The organism is Paraburkholderia sp. BR10882, from assembly GCF_040948855.1.
GTDB classification, from domain to species: Bacteria; Pseudomonadota; Gammaproteobacteria; order Burkholderiales; family Burkholderiaceae; genus Paraburkholderia; species Paraburkholderia nodosa_A.
The window spans coordinates 543,082-563,137 of record NZ_JBFPKP010000001.1 but is presented as its reverse complement, the minus strand read 5'-3'; the positions used below and the strand labels follow the sequence as shown (position 1 = coordinate 563,137).

The 20,056-nt window shown below is 64.9% G+C and carries 22 protein-coding genes; 2 read left to right on the top strand and 20 right to left on the bottom strand.

All coding sequences use genetic code 11. From position 1 onward, the window contains the following. Positions 1 to 155: 155 nt before the first annotated feature. From lepB to AB3X99_RS02525, 16 genes are all read right to left on the bottom strand, one after another. Positions 156 to 1,052 carry a signal peptidase I gene (lepB, locus tag AB3X99_RS02600; RefSeq protein WP_069262567.1) on the bottom strand — a complete coding sequence of 299 codons (897 nt, stop codon included), beginning with the start codon at positions 1,050 to 1,052 and terminating at the stop codon, positions 156 to 158. Between the two features lie 33 nt (positions 1,053 to 1,085). Then, positions 1,086 to 2,879: a translation elongation factor 4 gene (gene lepA / locus AB3X99_RS02595; protein ID WP_069262568.1), complete on the bottom strand. Its 1,794-nt coding sequence runs from the start codon at positions 2,877 to 2,879 to the stop codon at positions 1,086 to 1,088. Positions 2,880 to 3,053: 174 nt separating this feature from the next. Next, a complete protein-coding gene (locus tag AB3X99_RS02590) occupies positions 3,054 to 3,389 on the bottom strand; it encodes a glutaredoxin family protein (protein WP_368616045.1) in 336 nt (111 codons plus the stop codon). A 5-nt stretch (positions 3,390 to 3,394) separates the two neighbouring features. Continuing rightward, on the bottom strand, positions 3,395 to 4,912 hold the full coding sequence (locus AB3X99_RS02585; RefSeq protein ID WP_368604849.1) for a DegQ family serine endoprotease: 1,518 nt from the start codon (positions 4,910 to 4,912) through the stop codon (positions 3,395 to 3,397). 24 nt (positions 4,913 to 4,936) lie between these two features. After that, complete coding sequence (locus tag AB3X99_RS02580) at positions 4,937 to 5,998, bottom strand: MucB/RseB C-terminal domain-containing protein (RefSeq protein WP_368616252.1); 1,062 nt, start codon at positions 5,996 to 5,998, stop codon at positions 4,937 to 4,939. 5 nt (positions 5,999 to 6,003) lie between these two features. After that, positions 6,004 to 6,645: a sigma-E factor negative regulatory protein gene (locus tag AB3X99_RS02575; protein WP_368616044.1), complete on the bottom strand. Its 642-nt coding sequence runs from the start codon at positions 6,643 to 6,645 to the stop codon at positions 6,004 to 6,006. 87 nt (positions 6,646 to 6,732) lie between these two features. Next, positions 6,733 to 7,332, bottom strand: a complete 600-nt coding sequence (gene rpoE, locus AB3X99_RS02570) for an RNA polymerase sigma factor RpoE (protein WP_027795258.1) — start codon at positions 7,330 to 7,332, stop codon at positions 6,733 to 6,735. 113 nt (positions 7,333 to 7,445) lie between these two features. Then, on the bottom strand, positions 7,446 to 7,916 hold the full coding sequence (locus AB3X99_RS02565; RefSeq protein ID WP_368616043.1) for a protein YgfX: 471 nt from the start codon (positions 7,914 to 7,916) through the stop codon (positions 7,446 to 7,448). Positions 7,917 to 7,939: 23 nt separating this feature from the next. Beyond that, on the bottom strand, positions 7,940 to 9,181 hold the full coding sequence (fabF, locus tag AB3X99_RS02560) for a beta-ketoacyl-ACP synthase II (protein ID WP_069262570.1): 1,242 nt from the start codon (positions 9,179 to 9,181) through the stop codon (positions 7,940 to 7,942). Positions 9,182 to 9,372: 191 nt separating this feature from the next. Beyond that, positions 9,373 to 9,612, bottom strand: a complete 240-nt coding sequence (gene acpP / locus AB3X99_RS02555; protein WP_004197638.1) for an acyl carrier protein — start codon at positions 9,610 to 9,612, stop codon at positions 9,373 to 9,375. A gap of 167 nt (positions 9,613 to 9,779) precedes the next feature. Then, positions 9,780 to 10,529: a 3-oxoacyl-ACP reductase FabG gene (gene fabG, locus AB3X99_RS02550; RefSeq protein WP_342945447.1), complete on the bottom strand. Its 750-nt coding sequence runs from the start codon at positions 10,527 to 10,529 to the stop codon at positions 9,780 to 9,782. Between the two features lie 34 nt (positions 10,530 to 10,563). Beyond that, positions 10,564 to 11,502 carry an ACP S-malonyltransferase gene (gene fabD / locus AB3X99_RS02545; protein ID WP_069262572.1) on the bottom strand — a complete coding sequence of 313 codons (939 nt, stop codon included), beginning with the start codon at positions 11,500 to 11,502 and terminating at the stop codon, positions 10,564 to 10,566. Between the two features lie 123 nt (positions 11,503 to 11,625). Then, positions 11,626 to 12,615 (bottom strand): beta-ketoacyl-ACP synthase III, encoded by a 990-nt coding sequence (locus AB3X99_RS02540; protein ID WP_069262573.1) that lies wholly within the window; start codon positions 12,613 to 12,615, stop codon positions 11,626 to 11,628. After that, on the bottom strand, positions 12,615 to 13,754 hold the full coding sequence (gene plsX / locus AB3X99_RS02535; protein WP_069262574.1) for a phosphate acyltransferase PlsX: 1,140 nt from the start codon (positions 13,752 to 13,754) through the stop codon (positions 12,615 to 12,617). Before plsX ends, AB3X99_RS02540 begins: the two co-directional genes overlap by 1 nt. A gap of 134 nt (positions 13,755 to 13,888) precedes the next feature. Next, positions 13,889 to 14,068 carry a 50S ribosomal protein L32 gene (gene rpmF, locus AB3X99_RS02530; RefSeq protein WP_018441573.1) on the bottom strand — a complete coding sequence of 60 codons (180 nt, stop codon included), beginning with the start codon at positions 14,066 to 14,068 and terminating at the stop codon, positions 13,889 to 13,891. Positions 14,069 to 14,202: 134 nt separating this feature from the next. Then, positions 14,203 to 14,844, bottom strand: a complete 642-nt coding sequence (locus AB3X99_RS02525; protein ID WP_368616042.1) for a DUF177 domain-containing protein — start codon at positions 14,842 to 14,844, stop codon at positions 14,203 to 14,205. Positions 14,845 to 15,306: 462 nt separating this feature from the next. Here AB3X99_RS02525 and AB3X99_RS02520 point away from each other — a divergent pair, with 462 nt between their 5' ends. Both AB3X99_RS02520 and AB3X99_RS02515 read left to right on the top strand, forming a co-directional pair. Further along, positions 15,307 to 15,945 (top strand): Maf-like protein, encoded by a 639-nt coding sequence (locus AB3X99_RS02520; RefSeq protein WP_342945443.1) that lies wholly within the window; start codon positions 15,307 to 15,309, stop codon positions 15,943 to 15,945. Continuing rightward, on the top strand, positions 15,942 to 16,664 hold the full coding sequence (locus AB3X99_RS02515) for an SAM-dependent methyltransferase (protein ID WP_342945442.1): 723 nt from the start codon (positions 15,942 to 15,944) through the stop codon (positions 16,662 to 16,664). The genes AB3X99_RS02520 and AB3X99_RS02515 overlap by 4 nt, the downstream gene beginning before the upstream one ends. Positions 16,665 to 16,761: 97 nt before the next feature. Here the strand turns inward: AB3X99_RS02515 and AB3X99_RS02510 are convergent, their stop codons facing one another. From AB3X99_RS02510 to AB3X99_RS02495, 4 genes are read right to left on the bottom strand one after another with little or no spacing between them, the layout of a single operon-like run. Further along, on the bottom strand, positions 16,762 to 17,766 hold the full coding sequence (locus AB3X99_RS02510) for a S49 family peptidase (RefSeq protein WP_368616041.1): 1,005 nt from the start codon (positions 17,764 to 17,766) through the stop codon (positions 16,762 to 16,764). Between the two features lie 38 nt (positions 17,767 to 17,804). Next, a complete protein-coding gene (locus tag AB3X99_RS02505; RefSeq protein WP_368616040.1) occupies positions 17,805 to 18,209 on the bottom strand; it encodes a Rieske (2Fe-2S) protein in 405 nt (134 codons plus the stop codon). Further along, complete coding sequence (locus AB3X99_RS02500) at positions 18,206 to 18,865, bottom strand: HAD-IIIA family hydrolase (protein ID WP_069262580.1); 660 nt, start codon at positions 18,863 to 18,865, stop codon at positions 18,206 to 18,208. The genes AB3X99_RS02505 and AB3X99_RS02500 overlap by 4 nt, the downstream gene beginning before the upstream one ends. A 33-nt stretch (positions 18,866 to 18,898) precedes the next feature. Then, positions 18,899 to 19,957, bottom strand: a complete 1,059-nt coding sequence (locus AB3X99_RS02495) for an RluA family pseudouridine synthase (RefSeq protein WP_069262581.1) — start codon at positions 19,955 to 19,957, stop codon at positions 18,899 to 18,901. Between the last annotated feature and the right edge of the window lie 99 nt (positions 19,958 to 20,056).

Below are 20,056 nucleotides of genomic sequence, written 5' to 3'. Positions count from 1 at the left end.
AACCGTGACGAAGCGACGTTACCGGCGATTCTTCAAGTAGCGCGCGAAGATGCGTTGCGAGTGAGACTCGTGCTCGCGCATACGCTTTTTGTTGCTGCTTCGATGGCTCCTTCGCGCGCATGCTCTACATGCATTGCACGTCGAGGCAACACGAATTACTCGAACGAACCGATGCGACGCAGGTTGCTGAAGTTCATCCAGATGAAGAACGCGCGGCCCACGATGTTCGCGTCGGGCACGAAGCCCCAGTAGCGGCTGTCCGCGCTGTTGTCGCGATTGTCGCCCATCATGAAGTAATGGCCCGCCGGCACCTTGCAGATCACGCCGCGCGCGTTGTACTGGCAGTTGTCGCGATACGGATAATCCTCTGCGCCTACGATGAACGGCGGCACCGCGGGGTTGTTGAGGATGTTGTTCTTGCGGCCGCTGCCGAGGTCCTCGGTGAACTGCTTCGCATAGCCGATGCGCTCTTCATCGAAGAAGTCGCCCTGCGGCACTTCCGGCACCGGCTTGCCGTTGATCGTGAGCTGCTTGTCCTGATACGAGACCACGTCGCCCGGCAGGCCGATCACGCGCTTGATGTAGTCGACCGACTCATCCTTCGGATAGCGGAACACGACCACGTCGCCGCGCTCGAGCGGCCGGCCCTGCGTGATCTTCGTGTTCGTGATCGGCAGGCGGATGCCGTAGTCGAACTTGTTCACGAGGATGAAGTCGCCCACGAGCAGCGTGGGCACCATCGAACCCGACGGAATCTTGAACGGCTCGACGACGAACGACCGTACGAGGAACACGATCAGGATGACGGGGAAGAAGCTCGCCGTGTACTCGAGCCACCACGGCTGGCGCAGCTTGTCGTTGCGCAGGTTCTGACGCGTGACAGGCGCGTTTTCATCGGCGAAGCGCTCGCCCACACGTTCCTGCTGACGGTCGAACTCCGCGACCGCCGCATCGGCGGCGAGGCGCCGGCGCGGCATGAACACCAGTTTGTCTGCAACCCACGCGACGCCCGTCAAGATGACGAGCACAAAGAGTATCAGCGCGAAATTCATGTAGAGATCCGTTGTCCGGCTTATTTGCGTTACTTATTTATCTTCGACACGAAGGATGGCGAGGAAGGCCTCTTGTGGAATCTCGACCGAGCCGACCTGCTTCATCCGCTTCTTGCCTTCCTTCTGCTTTTCGAGCAGCTTCTTCTTACGCGTGATGTCGCCGCCGTAGCACTTGGCCAGCACGTTCTTGCGCAGCGCCTTGATGTTCTCGCGCGCGATGATGTGCGCGCCGATCGCAGCCTGAATGGCCACGTCGTACATCTGGCGCGGAATGATCTCGCGCATCTTCGCCGCCACTTCGCGGCCGCGGTACTGCGACTGCGAGCGGTGGACGATGATGGACAGCGCATCGACCTTGTCGCCGTTGATCAGCATGTCGACCTTCACGACGTCGGAGGTGCGGTATTCCTTGAACTCGTAGTCCATCGACGCATAACCGCGCGACACCGACTTCAGACGGTCGAAGAAGTCGAGCACGATTTCCGCCATCGGAATTTCGTACGTGAGCTGCACCTGGCGGCCGTGGTACTGCATGTTGATCTGGTTGCCGCGCTTTTGCGTACAGAGCGTGATGACCGAACCCACGTACTCTTGCGGCATGTACAGGTTCACCGTCACGATCGGCTCGCGGACCTCGGCAATCTTCGAGGGCTCCGGCATCTTCGCCGGGTTCTCGACCTTGATCGTGCTGCCGTCCGCCTGCACGACTTCGTACACCACGGTCGGCGCCGTGGTGATGAGGTCCATGTCGAACTCGCGCTCGAGACGCTCCTGCACGATTTCCATGTGCAGAAGACCCAGGAAGCCGCAGCGGAAGCCGAAGCCCAGCGCCTGCGAAACTTCCGGCTCGTATTGCAGCGAGGCGTCGTTGAGCTTGAGCTTTTCGAGCGATTCGCGCAGCGCGTCGTACTGGTTCGCCTCGACCGGATACAGGCCCGCGAACACCTGCGGCTTCACTTCCTTGAAGCCCGGCAGCGGCTCGGCCGCCGGCTTGGTCGCGAGCGTGACGGTGTCGCCCACCTTGGTCGCGGCGAGTTCCTTGATGCCGGCGATGATGAAGCCCACCTGCCCCGCCGAAAGCTGCTCGAGGTTGCGCGACTTCGGCGAGAACACGCCGACGTGCTCGACCGGATACTGCGCGCCGGTAGCCATCAGCTTGATCTTGTCCTTCGGACGCAGCGTACCGTTGACGATACGCACGAGCATCACCACGCCGACGTAGTTGTCGAACCACGAGTCGATGATGAGCGCCTGCAGCGGCGCTTGCGGATCGCCCTTGGGCGGCGGCACCTTGGCGATGAGCGCTTCGAGCACGTCTTCCACGCCGAGGCCGGTCTTCGCGCTGCAGCGCGTGGCGTCGGTGGCGTCGATGCCGATCACGTCCTCGATCTCTTCGATGGCGTTTTCGGGGTTGGCGGCGGGCAGGTCGATCTTGTTGAGCACCGGCACGACTTCCACGCCGAGTTCGATCGCGGTGTAGCAGTTCGCCACCGTCTGCGCCTCGACGCCCTGGCTCGCGTCCACCACGAGCAGCGCGCCCTCGCACGCGGAGAGCGAGCGGCTCACCTCGTAGGAGAAGTCGACGTGCCCCGGCGTGTCGATCAGGTTCAGGTTGTAGACCTTCCCGTCACGCGCCTTGTACGAGAGCGCAGCGGTCTGCGCCTTGATGGTGATGCCGCGCTCGCGCTCGAGATCCATCGAGTCGAGCACCTGCGATTCCATTTCGCGGTCGGACAAGCCGCCGCACAGCTGGATGATGCGATCGGCGAGCGTCGACTTGCCATGGTCGATGTGCGCAATGATCGAGAAGTTACGAATATGATCCATTCAGTGCCGATCAAGCGAAAAAGGCGCGCCCCAACGATAGCTGGACACGCCTCGTAAACAGATGAAAAACCGGACTATTTTAGCCGAAAAGGGGCCCCACAGGCTAACCGTCCGCTGATGTAACGGATGTGTGATGGCGCGGGGCACGTCTTGCGCCGCCCCCGCGCCCGCGTTTCACACACCGCCCGGCGGCGCCGGCAGTGTGTTCGGCGCGTCGGCGCTCAGGCCCAGCGTAGCGCGCACGCGTGCTTCGTCGAGACGGTAGTGACACAGCTCGATGCCGTCGCAAAGGAGCACCGGCACGAGCTCGTCGTAACGCGCCTGGATCGCGGGGTCGGAATCGACATCGACGACGTCGAGACGCGCACCCGCCGCGGCGGCGAGCGGCGCGAGCGCCACGCGCATCTCTTCGCACAGATGACACCACGCGCGCCCATACAGCACGAGGTGCGCGCTCGTGCGTTCGAGCGCGGCCGGCGCCGCCGACGAAGACCGCATGGGCGTGCGCATCGGGGTTACTTCTGCCCCGGCGCGCGCGGGCGCAGCGGCACGAATTGCGTGTTGTCGCCGCGACGCACGAGCACCGCGACCGTCTTCTGCGAGTCGAGATGCGCCGTCACCTCCTGGAACTGCTTCGCGCTGGTGATATCCGTGTCGCCCACGCGCAGGATGATGTCGCCCTTCTGCAGGCCGGCGCGCTGTGCGGGGCCATCGACCGAGTCCACCATCGCGCCGCCCTTGATCTTGAGCTGGGCGAGCTGGTCGGCGGGAATATCGACCACTGCGATACCGAGCGCGTTCATCGCGCGCGGCTTGGGCTCGGGCGCCTTTTTCTGGTCGGCCTTCGCGCTCTTGTCGGTCTGCATCTCGGCGATCGTGATCGGCAGATCGCGCGTTGCGCCCTTGCGCCAGATCGTCACGGTCGCCTTGGTGCCCGGCTTCGTGTCGCCGACCATGCGCGGCAGGTCGGTCGCGGCGTCGACGGTCGTGCCGTTGAACTTCAGGATGATGTCGCCCGGCTGGATGCCCGCCTTGTCGGCCGGGCCGCCCGGCTCGACGCTGGAGACCAGCGCGCCTTGCGCCTTGGGCAGACCGAGCGAGTCGGCGACGTCCTTCGTCACCTCGCCGATTGCGACGGCAATGCGGCCGCGCGTGACCTTGCCCGTGGACTTGAGCTGGTCCGCCACGCGCATCGCCTCGTCGATCGGAATCGCGAACGAGATGCCCATGAAGCCGCCGGTGCGGCTATAGATCTGCGAGTTGATGCCGATCACCTCGCCCTGCATGTTGATGAGCGGACCGCCCGAGTTGCCGGGATTCACGGCCACGTCGGTCTGGATGAACGGCAAATAATCGCCCGTGTCGCGACCCTTCGCGCTCACGATGCCCGCCGTCACGGTGTTCTCGAGGCCGAACGGCGAACCGATCGCCACGACCCACTCGCCCACGCGCACCTTGTTCGAATCGCCCATCGTCACGGCCGGCAGATTCGCGGCCTGGATCTTCACCACGGCGACGTCCGTGCGGTCGTCCACGCCGATCAGCTTCGCCTTGAATTCGCGCTTGTCGGTGAGCGTCACGTAGATGCTGTCCGCGTCGTCGACCACGTGCGCGTTGGTCATCACGTAGCCGTCGCCCGAGAGGATGAAACCGGAGCCGACGCCGCTGTTCTGTTCGGTGTCGTTGCCGCTGTCCGGGCCGGAGTCCGAACCGCCGCCCGGGCTTCCGCCCTGACTGCCCCCCTGGCCGCCGCCCTGCCCACCCTGCGGCCCTTGCGGGAGCGGGATGCCAAAGAAGCGGCGGAAGAATTCCGACATGTCGCCCTGATCCATGCCCGGCGGCAGGCCGCGCTGAGCTGAGGAGACGCGTGTGGTGGTGCGGATATTGACGACCGACGGCCCCACTTTGTCCACGAGGTCGGCGAAGTCGGGCAGGTTGGCAGCCGGCGCCGCCGATGCCACGTGCGGTGCCAACGGCAGGCACGCCGCCACGACCGCGGCCGCGAAGAATTTGCGCAGCGGGAGAATCGTCATATCGAAGTCAGCCGAAGGAAGGAGTTACCTGGGAGCCTTGTATTCTATGGCAGACGCGAACTGCTGCAACGTGGTCTGGGGCACTTCGCCAAGCAACGTGATGAAGTAATCGCCGTTGCGCTTCACGAGCACGTGGGTCGCGCCACTGCTGCCCGAGCCTTCCTTGCGACTGTTGTTCTTCACCGGCTCGATAAAGACGGAAAGCGTGGACAGTCCGTCAGAGAATACAGCCTGATCGACCGGGATGGGCGGATCGCTCGCATCGCGCGCCGCCATCGGCCGGCGCACTTCGCGAATCTTCTGAAATCCCGGCGCAGCCTGGCCGAACGACCAGCCCTGCGCTTCGATGTCGACCGGCTGGAGCGGCGGGCGCACCACGTTCCAACCCTCGATATTGCGCATGCCATTGACGATAGGCGTCTTGTCGACGGGTCCGCCGATGCGCACCTGCGTGAACGCGAGCTGCTGGAGCACCTGGCCGTTCGACGGGTCGAGCATCTGCGAGCGCAGCAGCAGACCGGTTTTCGCGTCCGCCCACAGCTTGTAGGCGAAGCGGAAATTGTCCTTCGGGTCGAGCTGGATCACCTGGCTTTCGAGGCCGGCCACGCGGTCGTTGGCCAGCATCTTCGGCTCGTAGACGCCCAGCACCTGGTCCCCGCTCGTGGAAAGCAGCGCCGGGAAAGCGTCCTTGTTCTGGCGCTTTTCGACGACGAGCAGCTTGCGCTCGGGCACGAAGGTATAGAGATCGTCGTTGTGGCGCAGCATTGTGCGCGGCTTGCCGTCGAGGCTTTCGAGCTTTTCGAACTCGCCGTCCTGCTTCGAGGCGTAGTGCGTGATGCGCGAAGATTGCACGAACTCGCCGCGCTGATAGACGAAGGTGCCTTCGTAACTTTGCTGCTGGGCGGCCTGCTGGATGCGGTCGAGCAGCTGTGCCGCGCTCTGGCGCGTGGCGGCATCGGCCGCGGACGCGCCTTGCGCGTGGGCACGCGGGGCGACAGACAGAGCGGTGAACATCACGGCTGCGCAGCAAAGGAATGCCGGCAACCGCCCCCAGATTGTCTTTTTATTCAACCGCAATGTCTGCATCAAACTTATTGGCCTTGCGTGGTAAGAGCGGCTGAACGGATGTACGGAGTGGAGTCCGAAATGACCGGCTGCTGCGCGAACTGCTGGTGCGCCTGGAGATATTCGTCGAGGCGAGCGTCGCGGATGATATTGCCGTCCTGACCGCCTGCAACCGGCGCCGGCGTGGTGTTCATCGCCACGCGCTGCACGCCGTCGCCCTGCGACTGCACAGCAGCGATTTGCGGCGCGCCAGCCATGCCCACGCCGCGCATCTGCGGCATGACGATCCACGTGAGCGTGGCGGCCGCAGCCGCCACGGCCAGCGACGGCATCACGCGGCGGCGCAGCGCCAGAATGCGGCCAACGCGCTCATTGCGGCCGGCCTGCACCTGCGGCAGCGCAGCCGGTGCGAGCAGATGCGGCTCCGCTTCGAAGCGCGCCGCGAAACCCGTCATGAAGGCGCGGCTTGCCGCCTGGCTGAGGGCCAGATCGTCCGAACGCAGCACGTCGCCGATCAGGTGGTACTCCGACCAGGCTGCGCGCCCTTCGCCGTCGAGTTCCAGAAAATTTCCGTTCAGATGCTCCTGCGCCGACGCTTCACCGTCGACGAAGGCGGACAGACGCTCGCTGCGCGAGCTTGATACCGATTGCATCGAGACCGAACCCATGATGCTCCCCATTCCCTAACAGACGTCCCTGTGACACCAACTCATTCTGGTGAATCGCGTCGCCGCCCGGGGCGAAGCTGGTTCTTCTTACCAGCGCTTACCTTCCGGAGTGTCCAGCAGCGGACGCAATTTTGCCGCAATGGCTTCCCGAGCGCGGAAAATTCTCGATCTGACGGTGCCGATCGGGCACCCCATCATCTCGGCGATTTCTTCGTAGCTTAGGCCTTCTATTTCCCGAAGCGTAATGGCGGTGCGCAGCTCTTCCGGTAAAACCGCCATCGCAGCATTGACCGTCTGTGCGATCTGCTTGCTCATCAACATCGACTCGGGCGTATTGATATCCCTTAGTTGATCGGCGTCCGAGAAAGTTTCCGCTTCTTCAGCATCTGCCTCGGTAGAAGTCGGCGCGCGTCTTCCCTGCGTCGCAAGGTAGTTCTTTGCCGTATTGACAGCAATTCGGTACAACCACGTATAGAAAGCCGATTCGCCACGAAATTGCGGTAGTGCGCGGTAAGCCTTGATAAAGGCGTCCTGGGCCACGTCCTCGACCTCGGCGGGGTCCCGCACGAGGCGCGAGATCAGCCGGATGATCTTGCGGTGGTATTTCGAGACCAGGAGCTCGAACGCGGCCTTGTCGCCTTTTTGCACGCGCTCGACCAGAACCTGATCAATTTCTTTTTCGCTCACCTGAAAAATCCGTTAGCACATGAAGTAGACGTGGGGGCACCATTGTAGCGTCCTCGCCACGGTCTCACGTTACGCGAGTAACAGCGGTTACAAGCTTTACAGCGAAAGGAGGCTCAGCGACCGGCCGCGCTGCGCGCGCGCACGGCGAGTGTGCGGAAGGTTTCTGCGGGAACGGCGTCGGCGGCGACGAGAATCGTCGTGCGGCGTGCACCCTGCTCCACGACGAGCGCGAGCAGCCACGCGCCCCATTGCGACGCGCCGGCAAGCCGCCCGGCCGCGAGGCAGGCGCCATCGCACGACCAGGCCGCGAGAAAATCCGACCCGATTTCGAGGAAGGCCGGTTGCTTGCGGCGCCACGCCGCGGCCGCGAGGCCACCGGTCACGAGGAACGCCAGCGCGAGCGGCAAGGCTTGCCAGACGCCGAGCCAGGGTACGAGCGCCGTGTAGACGGCGGCCGCGGCGACGCCCAGACCCGCGGCAACGAGCAATTGCAGCGCAAGCGATGGACGCAGGGAAAGAAGCGGCGCGCCCGCGCGCCGCGAGGGGAAAGCAGGAGGGACGCGGCCGGCCGAAGCATTCGGCACGGCCGCTGTCTCGTCGTGCGGGATCAAGCGTGACGCTTGAAGACGAGCGTGCCGTTCGTGCCGCCGAACCCGAACGAGTTCTTCAGCGCGACGTCGATCTTCATGTCCCGCGCGGTGTTCGCGCAGTAGTCCAGGTCGCATGCCGGATCCTGGTTGAAGATGTTGATCGTCGGCGGCGACACCTGGTTATGCACCGCGAGCACCGTAAACACCGATTCCAGGCCGCCCGAGCCACCCAGCAGGTGGCCCGTCATCGACTTGGTAGAGTTCACGACGATGTCCTTCGCGTGGTCACCGAACGCGCGCTTGATCGCGAGGGTTTCCGCGAGGTCGCCGAGCGGCGTCGACGTGCCGTGCGCGCTGAGCCAGTTCACTTCGTTGGCGTTGACGCCCGCGTTCTTCAGCGCGGCGATCATGCAGCGGCGTGCGCCGTCGCCATCTTCCGGCGGAGCGGTCATGTGATACGCATCACCGCTCATGCCGTAGCCGCTGATTTCCGCGTAGATCTTCGCGCCGCGCGCCTTCGCGTGTTCGTACTCTTCGAGCACCATCACGCCCGCGCCTTCGCCGAGCACGAAGCCGTCACGGTCCTTGTCCCACGGACGGCTGGCCGTCGCCGGATCGTCGTTGCGCTGCGAGAGCGCGCGCGCCGCCGCGAAGCCGCCGATGCCGAGCGGCGACACGGTCGCTTCCGCACCGCCCGCGATCATCACGTCGCAGTCGCCGTATTCGATCAGACGCGACGCTTCGCCGATGCAGTGCAGGCCGGTCGTACAGGCCGTGACCATCGCCAGATTCGGACCCTTGAGGCCGTACTTGATCGACAGATGGCCCGAGATCATGTTGATGATCGAGGCGGGCACGAAGAACGGCGAGATGCGGCGCGGGCCGCGGTTGAGCAGTTCGGTTTGCGTGACTTCGATCATCGGCAGACCGCCGATGCCCGAGCCGACGTTCACGCCGATCCGCTCAGCGTTCGCTTCGGTGACTTCGAGACCGCTGTCCTGGATCGCCTGCATGCCCGCCGCGATGCCGTAATGGATGAACGTGTCCATATGGCGCGCTTCTTTCGCCGGCATGTAGTCTTCGACGTTGAAGCCCTTCACTTCGCCGGCAAAGCGGGTCGAGAAGTTCGTAGCGTCGAACTTCGTGATGTTGGCGATGCCGGACTTCCCGGCGACCAGATTGGCCCAGCCGTCGGCAACATTATTGCCAACAGGCGAAATCAGCCCCAGGCCTGTAACAACAACTCGACGACGGCTCACGGTAACCCCTTATCCATAGATGACAAAAACAAAAGCCACAGAGGCCACAGGAAATGCTCCTGTGAGCCCTGTGGCTAGTTGACCGGCAGATGCCCCGCAGCGAGTGCGGCAGGCGTATGCGGTTTCACGGGCGAGCGTCCTCGCGGGCCGCCAGCGCACTGCGTTGCGCGGCCCAGGCGGGAATCTGGCGCTTAAGCCTTGACGTTCGCGCGAGCGTAGTCGATCGCTTGCTGAACCGTCGTGATCTTCTCGGCTTCCTCGTCCGGGATTTCCATGCCGAACTCGTCTTCGAGAGCCATGACCAGTTCGACGGTGTCGAGCGAGTCGGCGCCCAGATCGTTCACGAACGAAGCTTCGTTCTTGATTTCAGCTTCGGCGACGCCCAGTTGCTCGGCGACGATCTTCTTGACGCGCTGTTCGATGTTGTCCATTACCCCTCCAAGGGAAAAAAGTTAGCTCATGAATGCGAGTGCGCGCATTTTATCAGGTTTGACCTGGCTGAAAAGCGGCGCTCAAGGTTCCGGAAGGCTATCCGCGACGGCGCTTGCGCAATGTTTTGCATCAAGCGCATCAAGGCGCGGATAGTACCTGAATCCGGTTAAGACATATACATGCCGCCGTTCACGTGCAACGTCGTGCCCGTGATGTAGGCTGCCTGCGGCGACGCGAGGAACGCGACCGCATGCGCGATGTCGTCCGGGCTGCCGAGACGGCCCAACGGAATCTGCTGCTTGAGCGCGGCTTGCTGCTCCGCCGGCAAGTCCTTCGTCATGTCGGTGTCGATGAAACCGGGCGCGACGCAGTTCACGGTGATGCCGCGGCTGCCGATCTCGCGTGCGAGCGCGCGCGTCATGCCCGCCACGCCGGCCTTGGCGGCGGCGTAGTTAGCCTGGCCAGGGTTGCCCGACGAGCCCACCACCGAGGTGATATTGATGATGCGGCCGCCCTTCGCCTTCATCATCGGGCGCAGCACAGCGCGCGAGAGGCGGAACACCGACTTCAGGTTGGTGTCGATGACCGAGTCCCACTCGTCGTCCTTCATGCGCATCGCCAGGTTGTCCTGCGTGATGCCCGCATTATTGACGAGGATCGCAAGACCGCCGAATTCCTTGACCGTTGCGTCGATCAGCGCCTCCGCCGCAGCGGCGTCGTTCACGTCGAGCACCGCGCCGCGGCCCTTCAGGCCCGCTGCTTCGAAAGCGGCCGAGATGGCCTGCGCGCCGGCTTCGCTCGTTGCCGTACCGATCACTGTCGCGCCCTGGCGCGCCAGTTCCAGCGCGATCGCGCGGCCGATGCCGCGGGTGGCGCCGGTCACGATCGCGGCTTGATTGTCGAGAGTCTTTTCCATCGTTTGAATCCGTTAGCGGTGGTGGCGTAGGCGCTCAGGCCTTCAGAAGCGCAAGCGCTTCGTCGAGCGACTTCGGATCGAGCACCGAGGCGCCGACCAGGTTGCCGTCGATACGCCTGGTGAGGCCCGCAAGCACCTTGCCCGGACCGCATTCGACCACGTGCGTCGCGCCTTGCGCCGCAATGGCCTGCACACATTCGACCCAGCGCACGGCGCCCGCGGCCTGGCGCACGAGCGCGTCGCGAATTTTCGCGGGGTCGGTTTCGAATGCCACGTCGACGTTGTTCACCACGGGGATCTGCGGCGCGTTCAGCGTCACGTTCGCGAGATAGTCGCGCAGCTGATCCGAGGCAGGCTTGAGCAGCGACGAGTGGAACGGCGCCGAAACCGGCAGCGGCAGCGCGCGCTTGGCGCCCTTCGCCTTGGCGATCTCGCAGGCCTTCTCGACCGCGCCCTTGTGGCCCGCGATCACGACTTGCGCCGGCGCGTTGAAGTTCACGGCTTCGACCACGCCGCCGCTCGCAGCAGCGGCTTCCGTGCAGACTGCGCGCACGGTGTCGTCGTCGAGACCGAGCACGGCGGCCATGCCGCCCTCGCCCACCGGCACCGCGCTTTGCATCGCCTGCGCGCGAAAGCGCACGAGCGGCACGGCGTCGCGGAACGCGAGGACGCCGGCGGCGACGAGCGCCGTGTATTCGCCGAGGCTGTGGCCCGCGACGATGGCAGGCAGAGGGCCGCCCGCCTGCTGCCACGCGCGATAGACGGCGTAGGCGGCGGTGAGCATGACCGGCTGCGTGTTGGTGGTGAGATTGAGTTCTTCGGCGGGGCCTTCGGCGATCAGCTTGCCGAGGTCCTGGCCCAGCGCGTCGGACGCTTCTTGCAGCGTCTCGCGCACGATGGCGTTATCGGCGAAGGCGTCGAGCATGCCGACGGCCTGCGAGCCTTGTCCGGGAAAAACGAACGCGAATTTCATAACGTCCCCAAATTCGATCAATACGGGTGGGCAATGTGCTCGGATGAACCGCCGCCGGCTGCGCGCGACATGCACGTCGTGCGCCAGGACCGCTGCGGGAGCGCGAAAGCCCGCTCAGGATGCTTAGAAGCGGATGACGGAGGCGCCCCAGGTGAAGCCGCCGCCGACGCCTTCGATCAGCACGTTGTGGCCGCGCTTGATGCGGCCGTCGCGCACCGCGACGTCGAAAGCGAGCGGAATCGAGGCCGCCGAGGTGTTGCCATGTTCGCCCACCGTCACCACCATGCGCTCCGCGGGCAGGCCGAGCTTGCGGCAAGTGCCCTGCATGATGCGGATGTTGGCCTGGTGCGGAATCAGCCAGTCGACCTGGTCGGCGGTGAGCTGCGCCTTGTCGAGCGCCTCGATCGCGACCTTTTCGAGCACGTTCACGGCCAGCTTGAACACGGCCTGGCCGTCCATGTGCAGGAACGCGTTGCCCGCGATCACGCCGCCGTGCACGTTGCCCGGCGTACACAGGATGTGCGCGTAGCTGCCGTCGGCGTGCAGCGCGCTCGAAAGGACGCCCGGTTCGCTCGACGCCTGCAGGATGATCGCGCCTGCGCCGTCGCCGAACAGCACACAGGTGGTGCGATCGTTGAAATCGAGAATTCGCGAGAAGGTCTCCGCGCCGACCACGAGCGCCGTGCGATGCTGGCCGCTGCGGATCAGGCTGTCGGCTACCGAAACGGCGTACGCGAAGCCCGAGCACACGGCCTGCACGTCGAACGCCGCGCCGTGATTGCGGATGCCGAGCTTGTTCTGCAAGAGGCAGGCCGTGCTCGGAAAGACGAAATCGGGCGTGGAAGTGGCGACGATGATGAGGTCGATCGACTGCGGATCGACGTCGGCTGCCGCGATCGCGCGCTGCGATGCCGCAAGCGCGAGATCGCTCGTCGTGACGTCGGGCGCGGCGAAGTGGCGCGCGTGAATGCCCGTGCGGGCCACGATCCACTCGTCGCTCGTTTCGACGCCTTTTGCGGCGAGCCGTTCGGCCAGTTCCTGGTTGGTGACGCGATCAGGCGGAAGGTAGCTGCCCGTGCCGATCACGCGGGAATAGAGAGTCGATTGAGCCATTATGCCTTCGAGGATGATGCGGCGCCGGGCGGTACCTCGCCCGCTGCCTGGCTGGGCGCACTGGTAGCCTGCCCCGCCTGCGCGGCTTGCACGTTCTGGGCGCCGCCGGGCTCGTCTGCCGCCTGTTCGAGCGAACCGGCGTTTTCTTCCATGGCGTGCGCGAGGCGCTCCAGCACGCCATTTTTGACGGCATCATACCCGCGATTGATCGCACACTCAAACGCGTAGGCATCGGCCGAGCCGTGGCTCTTGATGACGAGGCTCTTCAGGCCGAGCAGCGCAGCGCCGTTGTACTGGCGATGGTCGACACGCTTCTTGAAGCGCATGAGCACGGGCAGTGCGGCAATCGCCATGAGCTTCGTGAGCCACGAGCGGCCGAACTCTTCCTTGATCATGTCGTTGAGCATCTGCGCGAGGCCCTCCGACGTCTTGAGCGCGACATTCCCAACGAAACCGTCACAGACGATGACGTCGACGGTGCCCTTGTAAATGTCGTTGCCTTCGACGTTGCCGCGGAAGTTCAGCGTGCTCGCGCGCAGGAGCTCGCCCGCGCGCTTGATGGTGTCGTTGCCCTTGATGACTTCTTCGCCGATATTCAGGAGCCCGATGGTTGGGCGATCCTTGCCCTCGAGCGCCGCGACGAGCGCGTGGCCCATCTCCGCGAACTGCAGCAGGTGCTGCGGTTCGCAGTCGACGTTCGCGCCGAGGTCTAGCATCGTCGTATAGCCGCGCGGGTTCGGCAGCGCGAAGGCGATGGCCGGGCGTTCGATGCCGGGCAACGTCTTGAGCACGTAGCGCGAGACGGCCATTAGCGCACCGGTATTGCCGGCCGAGATGCAGGCTTGCGCCTCGCCCTCTTTCACGCGATTGAGCGCGACGCGCATCGACGAATCTTTTTTCTTGCGCAGGGCGACTTCAACCGGATCGTCCATTTCGACGACCTCGGTGGCGGGCACGACGGTAAGCGCGGGATGGTCCGACGCCTTCAGCTTCTTCAACTGGGCGCGAACCGCCGACTCGACGCCCACGAGCATGAGATGCGCGTCGGGGTGCGAGCGGACGAAATGGACTGCGGCAGGCACCGTCACAGACGGGCCGTGGTCGCCTCCCATGCAATCTATCGTGAGCGTAACAGTCATGGAATGCGACGGATTTCAGGCATAAAAAAGCGGCAGTTGAATGCCGCCTTTTTGCCGAGCCGAAATATGGTCAAGCGAACGGAATCGTCAGATGCGGCGCCAGGTGTCAAACACCGCGCCGCACGCTGAAACGATTAGTCGTTCTTGGTCTTGACGACTTTCTTGCCGCGGTAGTAGCCGTTCGGGCTGATGTGGTGACGCAGATGCACTTCACCCGTGCTCGGCTCGACGGCCAGCGGCGCGCCCGTGAGGAAATCGTGCGAGCGGTGCATACCGCGCTTCGACGGCGACTTCTTGTTTTGTTGAACTGCCATGATAACTCCTGAAAATTTTCCGAATTCTAACACAGCCCGATCCGGCCGCCGCCACCCTTGGGGGATGGCCGGACTCCGGGCTCAGGCCCACGCGTCTGGTACTGCCTGCCCCGCACAGCCGCCCAAGGCTTCCCTTAGTGCTTGCTGCCAGGACCGTCCTTCTTGAGCGATTCGAGCGCCGCAAACGGGTTGACGCGCTCTTCCGGCTCGATTTCCTGCTCCGGCACGTCGTCTACGGAATCCACGCCTTCCGCGCCGTCGGGACCCGAGGCGAGGCTTTCGTGAATTTCCGGACAGACTTCGTGCTTCGGCACCAGCGGCAGCGCGAGCAACAGCTCCTCTTCGATCAAGTCGACGAGATCGAAATGGCGCGAGCCCACGATCACTTCGACTTCATCGTCGTCGAGCGGAAACTCGTCCGCCTCTTCTTCCGTCTGGACGATACGGAAGGTCGCATCCGCATTGAATGCCTGCTCGTAGGGAGCGAGGCACCGCTGGCACGTGAGCCACGCGCCACCGTGAACAGCCAGCCGCAGGTATGGCTGCGGCCCTTCGGTGCCGTCGTCCTGCAATTCCTGCTGGGTAAAGCCCGCAGCCTGCCAGGTGAACGCGGTGTCGCGATCTGGCGCCTCGGCCGGGACTTCGTTTAACATGCGCGGCAGTTGCGAGACGCGCACGACGCCTGCCGCTTCGCGCTCGCTGCGCGCGAATTCGAAGATATCGAAGTCGCGCGGATTCAGTTCGGCGCCAGCAGGCTTGCCAGTGTGTTCGATCATGTGCGCTCTCCTGCTTCAAGGCTTAGGGCGCGGCGAGCGATGCGCGAAAGCCGCCAGCGGCCCGCAGCAATCCAGCCTGGCCGGCCCGCACGGGTCGCACGGGTCGCTATCGACCTGCGCTTGCCAACATTCGCCATCGACACGCTACTGCCGGCAAGGTCATTCGAGCCGTGACGCCGCGAAATTCAGGCGCCCGCACAAGACGTGCGACGAGAGCGTACCGATGAAAAGCCCAAAATCATATCGCCTTTATCTTTGTGAGTCAAACACTTAAGCTCGCGTACGCAAGTGTCTGTGCAAGCGCGGTTTTCGGGAGCCTCTGACGACGTTTTGCGGGATATCCGCCCCCGTTTTCACGGCGAAATCCGCCCGAAAATCGCCAAACCACAGCCGCCTTTTCTCCAGTCGCAAATGCAGCCACATTCGCAGCCGCTCTTCCATACTCCGATACTCAGATCGAACATGCAGGATTCTCCCTCGCAGGCCCCGCGCACGGGCCGCCCCGCCCTCATCCTCGCCTCCAGCTCGCGCTACCGGCGCGAGTTGCTCGAGCGCCTGCGCATTCCCTTCGACACGGCCGTGCCCGCCGTCGACGAAACGCCGCAGCCCGGCGAAACGCCCGAAGCGACGGCGCTGCGCCTGGCTGCCGCGAAGGCCCGCGCCGTGGCCGCCGCGCTGCCCGCCGGCGCGGCGCGAACGCTGGTAATCGGCTCCGACCAGGTCGCCACCTTCGATGGCCGCCAGATCGGCAAGCCCGGCACGCACGAGCGCGCGCTCGAGCAGTTGCTGGCCATGCGCGGCCGCGAAGTGTTGTTCCATAGTGCCCTGAGCGTGCTCGACACCGCGACTGGCCAAACGGATACCGTCGACGTCGTCACGAAGGTGCGCTTTCGCGACCTGCCCGACGCCGCGCTCGACGCCTATCTGCGCGCCGAAACGCCTTACGACTGCGCGGGCAGCGCGAAATCGGAGGGACTCGGCATCGCACTGCTCGAAGCGATCGAATCGGACGACCCCACCGCCCTGATCGGCCTGCCGCTCATCGCGCTCACGCGCATGCTGCTTGCCGCGGGATACCCGTTGCTGGAGACGCAAGCATGAGCCTGGGCACCCTCTACCTGATCCCCAACACGCTCGGCGAAGGCGACGATGCCGCGCTCAACGCCGTCCTGCCGACGCCCGTGCGCGAACGCGCGGGCGCGCTCGCCAGCTATATCGGCGAAAACGCGAAGACCACGCGCGCCTTCCTCAAGCGCGTGGGCACGACGCGGCCGATCCAGGAAATCGAGATCCGCGAACTCAATGTCAACACGCCCGCCGGCGAGGTCGAGAAGCTGCTCGCCCCGCTGCTCGCGGGCATCGACACGGGGCTCGTTTCCGAGGCCGGCGTGCCCGCAGTCGCCGATCCGGGCGCGCTGCTCGTGCGGCGCGCGCACGAGCGCGGCATCAAGGTCGTGCCGCTCGTGGGTCCGAGTTCGATTCTGCTCGCGTTGATGGCGTCGGGCCTGAACGGCCAGAGCTTCGCGTTTCACGGGTACCTGCCCGTCGACGCGAACGAGCGCGTGAAAAAGCTGCGCGATCTCGAGCAAATCTCGCGCAAGGGCAAGCAGACGCAGATCTTCATCGAGACGCCCTACCGCAACCGCACGCTGCTCGACGCGCTGCTCGCGACCTGTGCGCCCTCCACGCTCGTGTGCGTCGCCGCCGATCTCACGCTGCCCACCGAGACGATCGTGAGCCGCGCCGTGTCCGACTGGAAAAAGAAGCCCGCGCCCGAATTGCACAAGCGGCCGGCAATCTTCCTGCTGCTCGCGCACTGAACCCTTCGGCGCGCAAAAACGAATCGGCCGCTGCGCAACCCTCGCGCAGCGGCCGATTTTTCTCGAGGACGACCGGCGGCTAACGCGCCGCCAGTGCTCAGTGCACCGACAGCTTGCCGCCCATCAGCAGCGAATGCACAGCCGCCGAGCCGATGTTCGCGCCCACGCGCTTCGCCACGCGATCGGTGAGGCTCTGCTTGACCGTGTAATCGACGACGTCCGGCGCCTTGATGACCTCGCGCGCCACGTAATCGGTGTCGCCGTAGCCGTCAGCCAGACCGAGATCCACGCTCTTCTGCCCGGTCCAGAACAAGCCCGAGAAGACATCCGGCGAGTCCTTCAGACGCTTGCCGCGGCCCGCCTTCACGGCGTCGATGAACTGCTGGTGGATCTGGTCGAGCATCTCCTGGGCATGCGCGTCCATTTTCGGCGTGTCGGGCGAGAACGGATCGAAGAAGCCCTTGTTTTCTCCCGAGGTACGCAGGCGCCGCTGGACGCCGAGCTTGTCCATGAGGCCGGTAAAGCCGAATCCGTCCATCAGCACGCCGATCGAGCCCACGATGCTCGCCTTGTTGACGTAGATCTTGTCGGCGGCGGCCGCGACGTAATATCCGCCCGAAGCGCACATGTCGCCCACCACCACATACAGCGGGATGGCCGGATATTTGATCCGCAGACGGTGGATCTCGTCGTTGATGATGCCGGCCTGCACCGGGCTGCCGCCGGGGCTGTCGATATGCAGGATGACGCCCGCGGTGCCGTCGTCGTCGAAGGCGCTGTCGAGCGCGCTGATGATGTCCTCCGCGTTCGCCGGGGTGTCGGAGCCGATTTCGCCGTCGAGCGAAACGAGCGCCGTGTGGCGCCCTTCACTCTCCACGCGCGCGCCCGACAGATCGAGGATCGCCCACGCGATCACCACGAACACGGCGAGAAACGCGAAGCGAAAGAAAATACGCCAGCGCCGCGCCGCACGCTGCTCGGTGATGGCCGCGAGCGCGATACGTTCGAGCGCCTCGCGCTCCCAGCCAGGCGCGGGCGCGCCGCGGTCTGACGAAGCCGCGCGTGGCGCTTCGTTCGAATCAGGGGTCGGATTGTCGGACATGCGAGCGGGTTACGGTCGAAAGGGTCGAAAGTGAGGAATCAGGTTGGGGTCGGACGCAAAGCGTCGTCCGGCAGCCAGAATACCGCACGCCCCTCGGGCGTGTCGCGTTCCTCGACTTGCACGGGGCGCAAACGCCCGCCGCGGCATGGGCCGCCCACGCACTTGCCCGTGTCGGGCTGGTAGATCGCGCCGTGCGTGGCGCACATCAGATAGAGCCCCGAGGACTCGAAGAACTGGCCCTCGACCCAGTCGAGTTCCATCGGCACGTGCGCGCAGCGGTTCAGGTAGCCGTACACCTCTCCACCGTAGCGCACGAAGAACACCACCGCGTCGCCGCCCGCGTAAATTGCAGTCATGCGCCGACCCTCGCCGCCCTCGGTGAGTTCGTCGGACGCGCAGACGCGTACCGGCTCGAGCGCCGCTGTCTCGGGCGCCGCGCTCATGCGTTCTCCCGCAGCCAGCCCGCGAGCGCAGCAACGTCGGGCGCGACAAAGCGCGGCTCGAGCTTTTCGAGTGCGCCGGATGCGTGCGCGCCATACGCCACGCCAATGGCAGCCGCGCCCGCGTTGATCGCCATCTGCAGATCGTGGGTCGTGTCGCCGATCATCACCGTGCGCCCCAGATCCTGCCCCAGTTCGCGCGTGAGCTCCTGAAGCATGGCCGGATGCGGCTTCGAGAAGGTTTCATCGGCGCAGCGGGTGCCGTCGAAGAGGCTCGTGAGCCGCGAATCCGCCAGCGCGCGGTTCAACCCCACGCGGCTCTTGCCCGTCGCCACGGCGAGCAGGTAGCCGGTGTCGCGCAGTTCCGCGAGCATCTCGCGCACGCCTGCGAACAGCTCGGTCTGCTGGTCCTTCAGCAAATAATGGATGCGATAGCGCTCGACGAGCCGCGGGTAGTCGGCCGGATCGAGCGTGGGCGCGGCGATCTGCAGCGCCTCGCGCAGGCCGAGGCCGATCACGTAGCTCGCCGCCTCGTCGCCGGGCACGGGCAAGCCGAGGTCGCGGCACGCCGCCTGGATGCTGCGCGTGATATGGGCGGTCGAGTCCATCAGGGTGCCGTCCCAGTCGAACACAATCAGGTCAAATAACTCTCGAGCCATGCAGGACTTCTCCAAACGCTGTCAGATTCGGTGTCATTCGGGACGCGCCGCGTCAGGTTGGGCCGCGTCAGGTCGGGCCGCGTCGGTTGCCGCGCCTTGCTCGCGCTGCGCGCGCAGCGCGTCGACGAAGCCGCGGCAATCCGCCGGCAGCGGCGCCTCGAACTGCAACGGGACGCCCGTGATCGGGTGAGCGAGCTTCAACCGGTGCGCATGCAGGAACATCCGCTTGATGCCCGGCCGCGCGCCCGTGCGCGCGAGATCCTTGTTGAGCGCGAAGTCGCCGTACTTGGCGTCACCGACGATCGGTAGGCCGAGGTGAGCGAGGTGCACGCGGATCTGGTGCGTGCGGCCCGTCTTCAGTTCGGCTTCGAGCAGCGCGTAGCCCGGCCAGCGCTCGACGAGATTGAACACCGTATGCGAGGGCAAGCCGTCCGGCTGCACGCGCACACGACGCTCGCCTTCCGGGGTCAGATACTTGTGAAGCGGCTCCTTCACAGCGCGCCGACGGCCCCAGTCGCTCGCCCATTCGCCGTGGACGCAGGCGTAATAGCGCTTGTCGGTCTGGTTATCGCGCATCTGCGCATGCAGGCCCACGAGTGCGGCGCGCTTCTTGGCGAGCATCAGCACGCCCGACGTTTCGCGGTCGAGCCGGTGGACCAGTTCGAGGAACTTGCCCTGCGTTCGCGCCGCGCGCAACTGCTCGATCACGCCGAACGCCACCCCGCTGCCGCCGTGCACGGCCACGCCGGCAGGCTTGTCGATGACGAGCAGCGCGTCGTCCTCGTAGATGATGGGAAACTGAGCCGCCGGCACGGGCGTGGCGCCGGCCGGCGCATTCGACTGCGACGTGCGGATGGGCGGCACGCGCACGATGTCTCCTTCCGCGAGCCGATACTGCGCGTCGACCCGGCCCTTATTTACGCGCACTTCCCCGCTGCGCAAAATGCGATAGATGTGGCTTTTCGGCACGCCTTTGCAGACGCGCACGAGAAAATTGTCGATGCGCTGACCGGCCGCGCCCTCGTCGATTTCGACGAACGAAACCTGGTCGCTTGCGACCTGATTCTGGGATGTTTTGCCTAACCCTTTCATTCTGAATATAATTTGCCCAGCGCCGACGCAACGGTAGGCCAAATGGCCAAATGTTCTGCGAACCACCCAATGGACACCCCAAGGGGGTTATCCTGGACT

Excerpts from the sequence above, each read along its gene's own strand:
- lepB (WP_069262567.1), bottom strand. The coding sequence starts at position 1,052 with ATGAATTTCGCGCTGATACTCTTTGTGCTCGTCATCTTGACGGGCGTC.
- lepA (WP_069262568.1), bottom strand. The coding sequence starts at position 2,879 with ATGGATCATATTCGTAACTTCTCGATCATTGCGCACATCGACCATGGC.
- AB3X99_RS02590 (WP_368616045.1), bottom strand. The coding sequence starts at position 3,389 with ATGCGCACGCCCATGCGGTCTTCGTCGGCGGCGCCGGCCGCGCTCGAA.
- AB3X99_RS02585 (WP_368604849.1), bottom strand. The coding sequence starts at position 4,912 with ATGACGATTCTCCCGCTGCGCAAATTCTTCGCGGCCGCGGTCGTGGCG.
- AB3X99_RS02580 (WP_368616252.1), bottom strand. The coding sequence starts at position 5,998 with ATGCAGACATTGCGGTTGAATAAAAAGACAATCTGGGGGCGGTTGCCG.
- AB3X99_RS02575 (WP_368616044.1), bottom strand. The coding sequence starts at position 6,645 with ATGGGTTCGGTCTCGATGCAATCGGTATCAAGCTCGCGCAGCGAGCGT.
- acpP (WP_004197638.1), bottom strand. The coding sequence starts at position 9,612 with ATGGACAACATCGAACAGCGCGTCAAGAAGATCGTCGCCGAGCAACTG.
- fabG (WP_342945447.1), bottom strand. The coding sequence starts at position 10,529 with ATGGAAAAGACTCTCGACAATCAAGCCGCGATCGTGACCGGCGCCACC.
- fabD (WP_069262572.1), bottom strand. The coding sequence starts at position 11,502 with ATGAAATTCGCGTTCGTTTTTCCCGGACAAGGCTCGCAGGCCGTCGGC.
- AB3X99_RS02540 (WP_069262573.1), bottom strand. The coding sequence starts at position 12,615 with ATGGCTCAATCGACTCTCTATTCCCGCGTGATCGGCACGGGCAGCTAC.
- plsX (WP_069262574.1), bottom strand. The coding sequence starts at position 13,754 with ATGACTGTTACGCTCACGATAGATTGCATGGGAGGCGACCACGGCCCG.
- rpmF (WP_018441573.1), bottom strand. The coding sequence starts at position 14,068 with ATGGCAGTTCAACAAAACAAGAAGTCGCCGTCGAAGCGCGGTATGCAC.
- AB3X99_RS02525 (WP_368616042.1), bottom strand. The coding sequence starts at position 14,844 with ATGATCGAACACACTGGCAAGCCTGCTGGCGCCGAACTGAATCCGCGC.
- AB3X99_RS02520 (WP_342945443.1), top strand. The coding sequence starts at position 15,307 with ATGCAGGATTCTCCCTCGCAGGCCCCGCGCACGGGCCGCCCCGCCCTC.
- AB3X99_RS02515 (WP_342945442.1), top strand. The coding sequence starts at position 15,942 with ATGAGCCTGGGCACCCTCTACCTGATCCCCAACACGCTCGGCGAAGGC.
- AB3X99_RS02510 (WP_368616041.1), bottom strand. The coding sequence starts at position 17,766 with ATGTCCGACAATCCGACCCCTGATTCGAACGAAGCGCCACGCGCGGCT.
- AB3X99_RS02505 (WP_368616040.1), bottom strand. The coding sequence starts at position 18,209 with ATGAGCGCGGCGCCCGAGACAGCGGCGCTCGAGCCGGTACGCGTCTGC.
- AB3X99_RS02500 (WP_069262580.1), bottom strand. The coding sequence starts at position 18,865 with ATGGCTCGAGAGTTATTTGACCTGATTGTGTTCGACTGGGACGGCACC.
- AB3X99_RS02495 (WP_069262581.1), bottom strand. The coding sequence starts at position 19,957 with ATGAAAGGGTTAGGCAAAACATCCCAGAATCAGGTCGCAAGCGACCAG.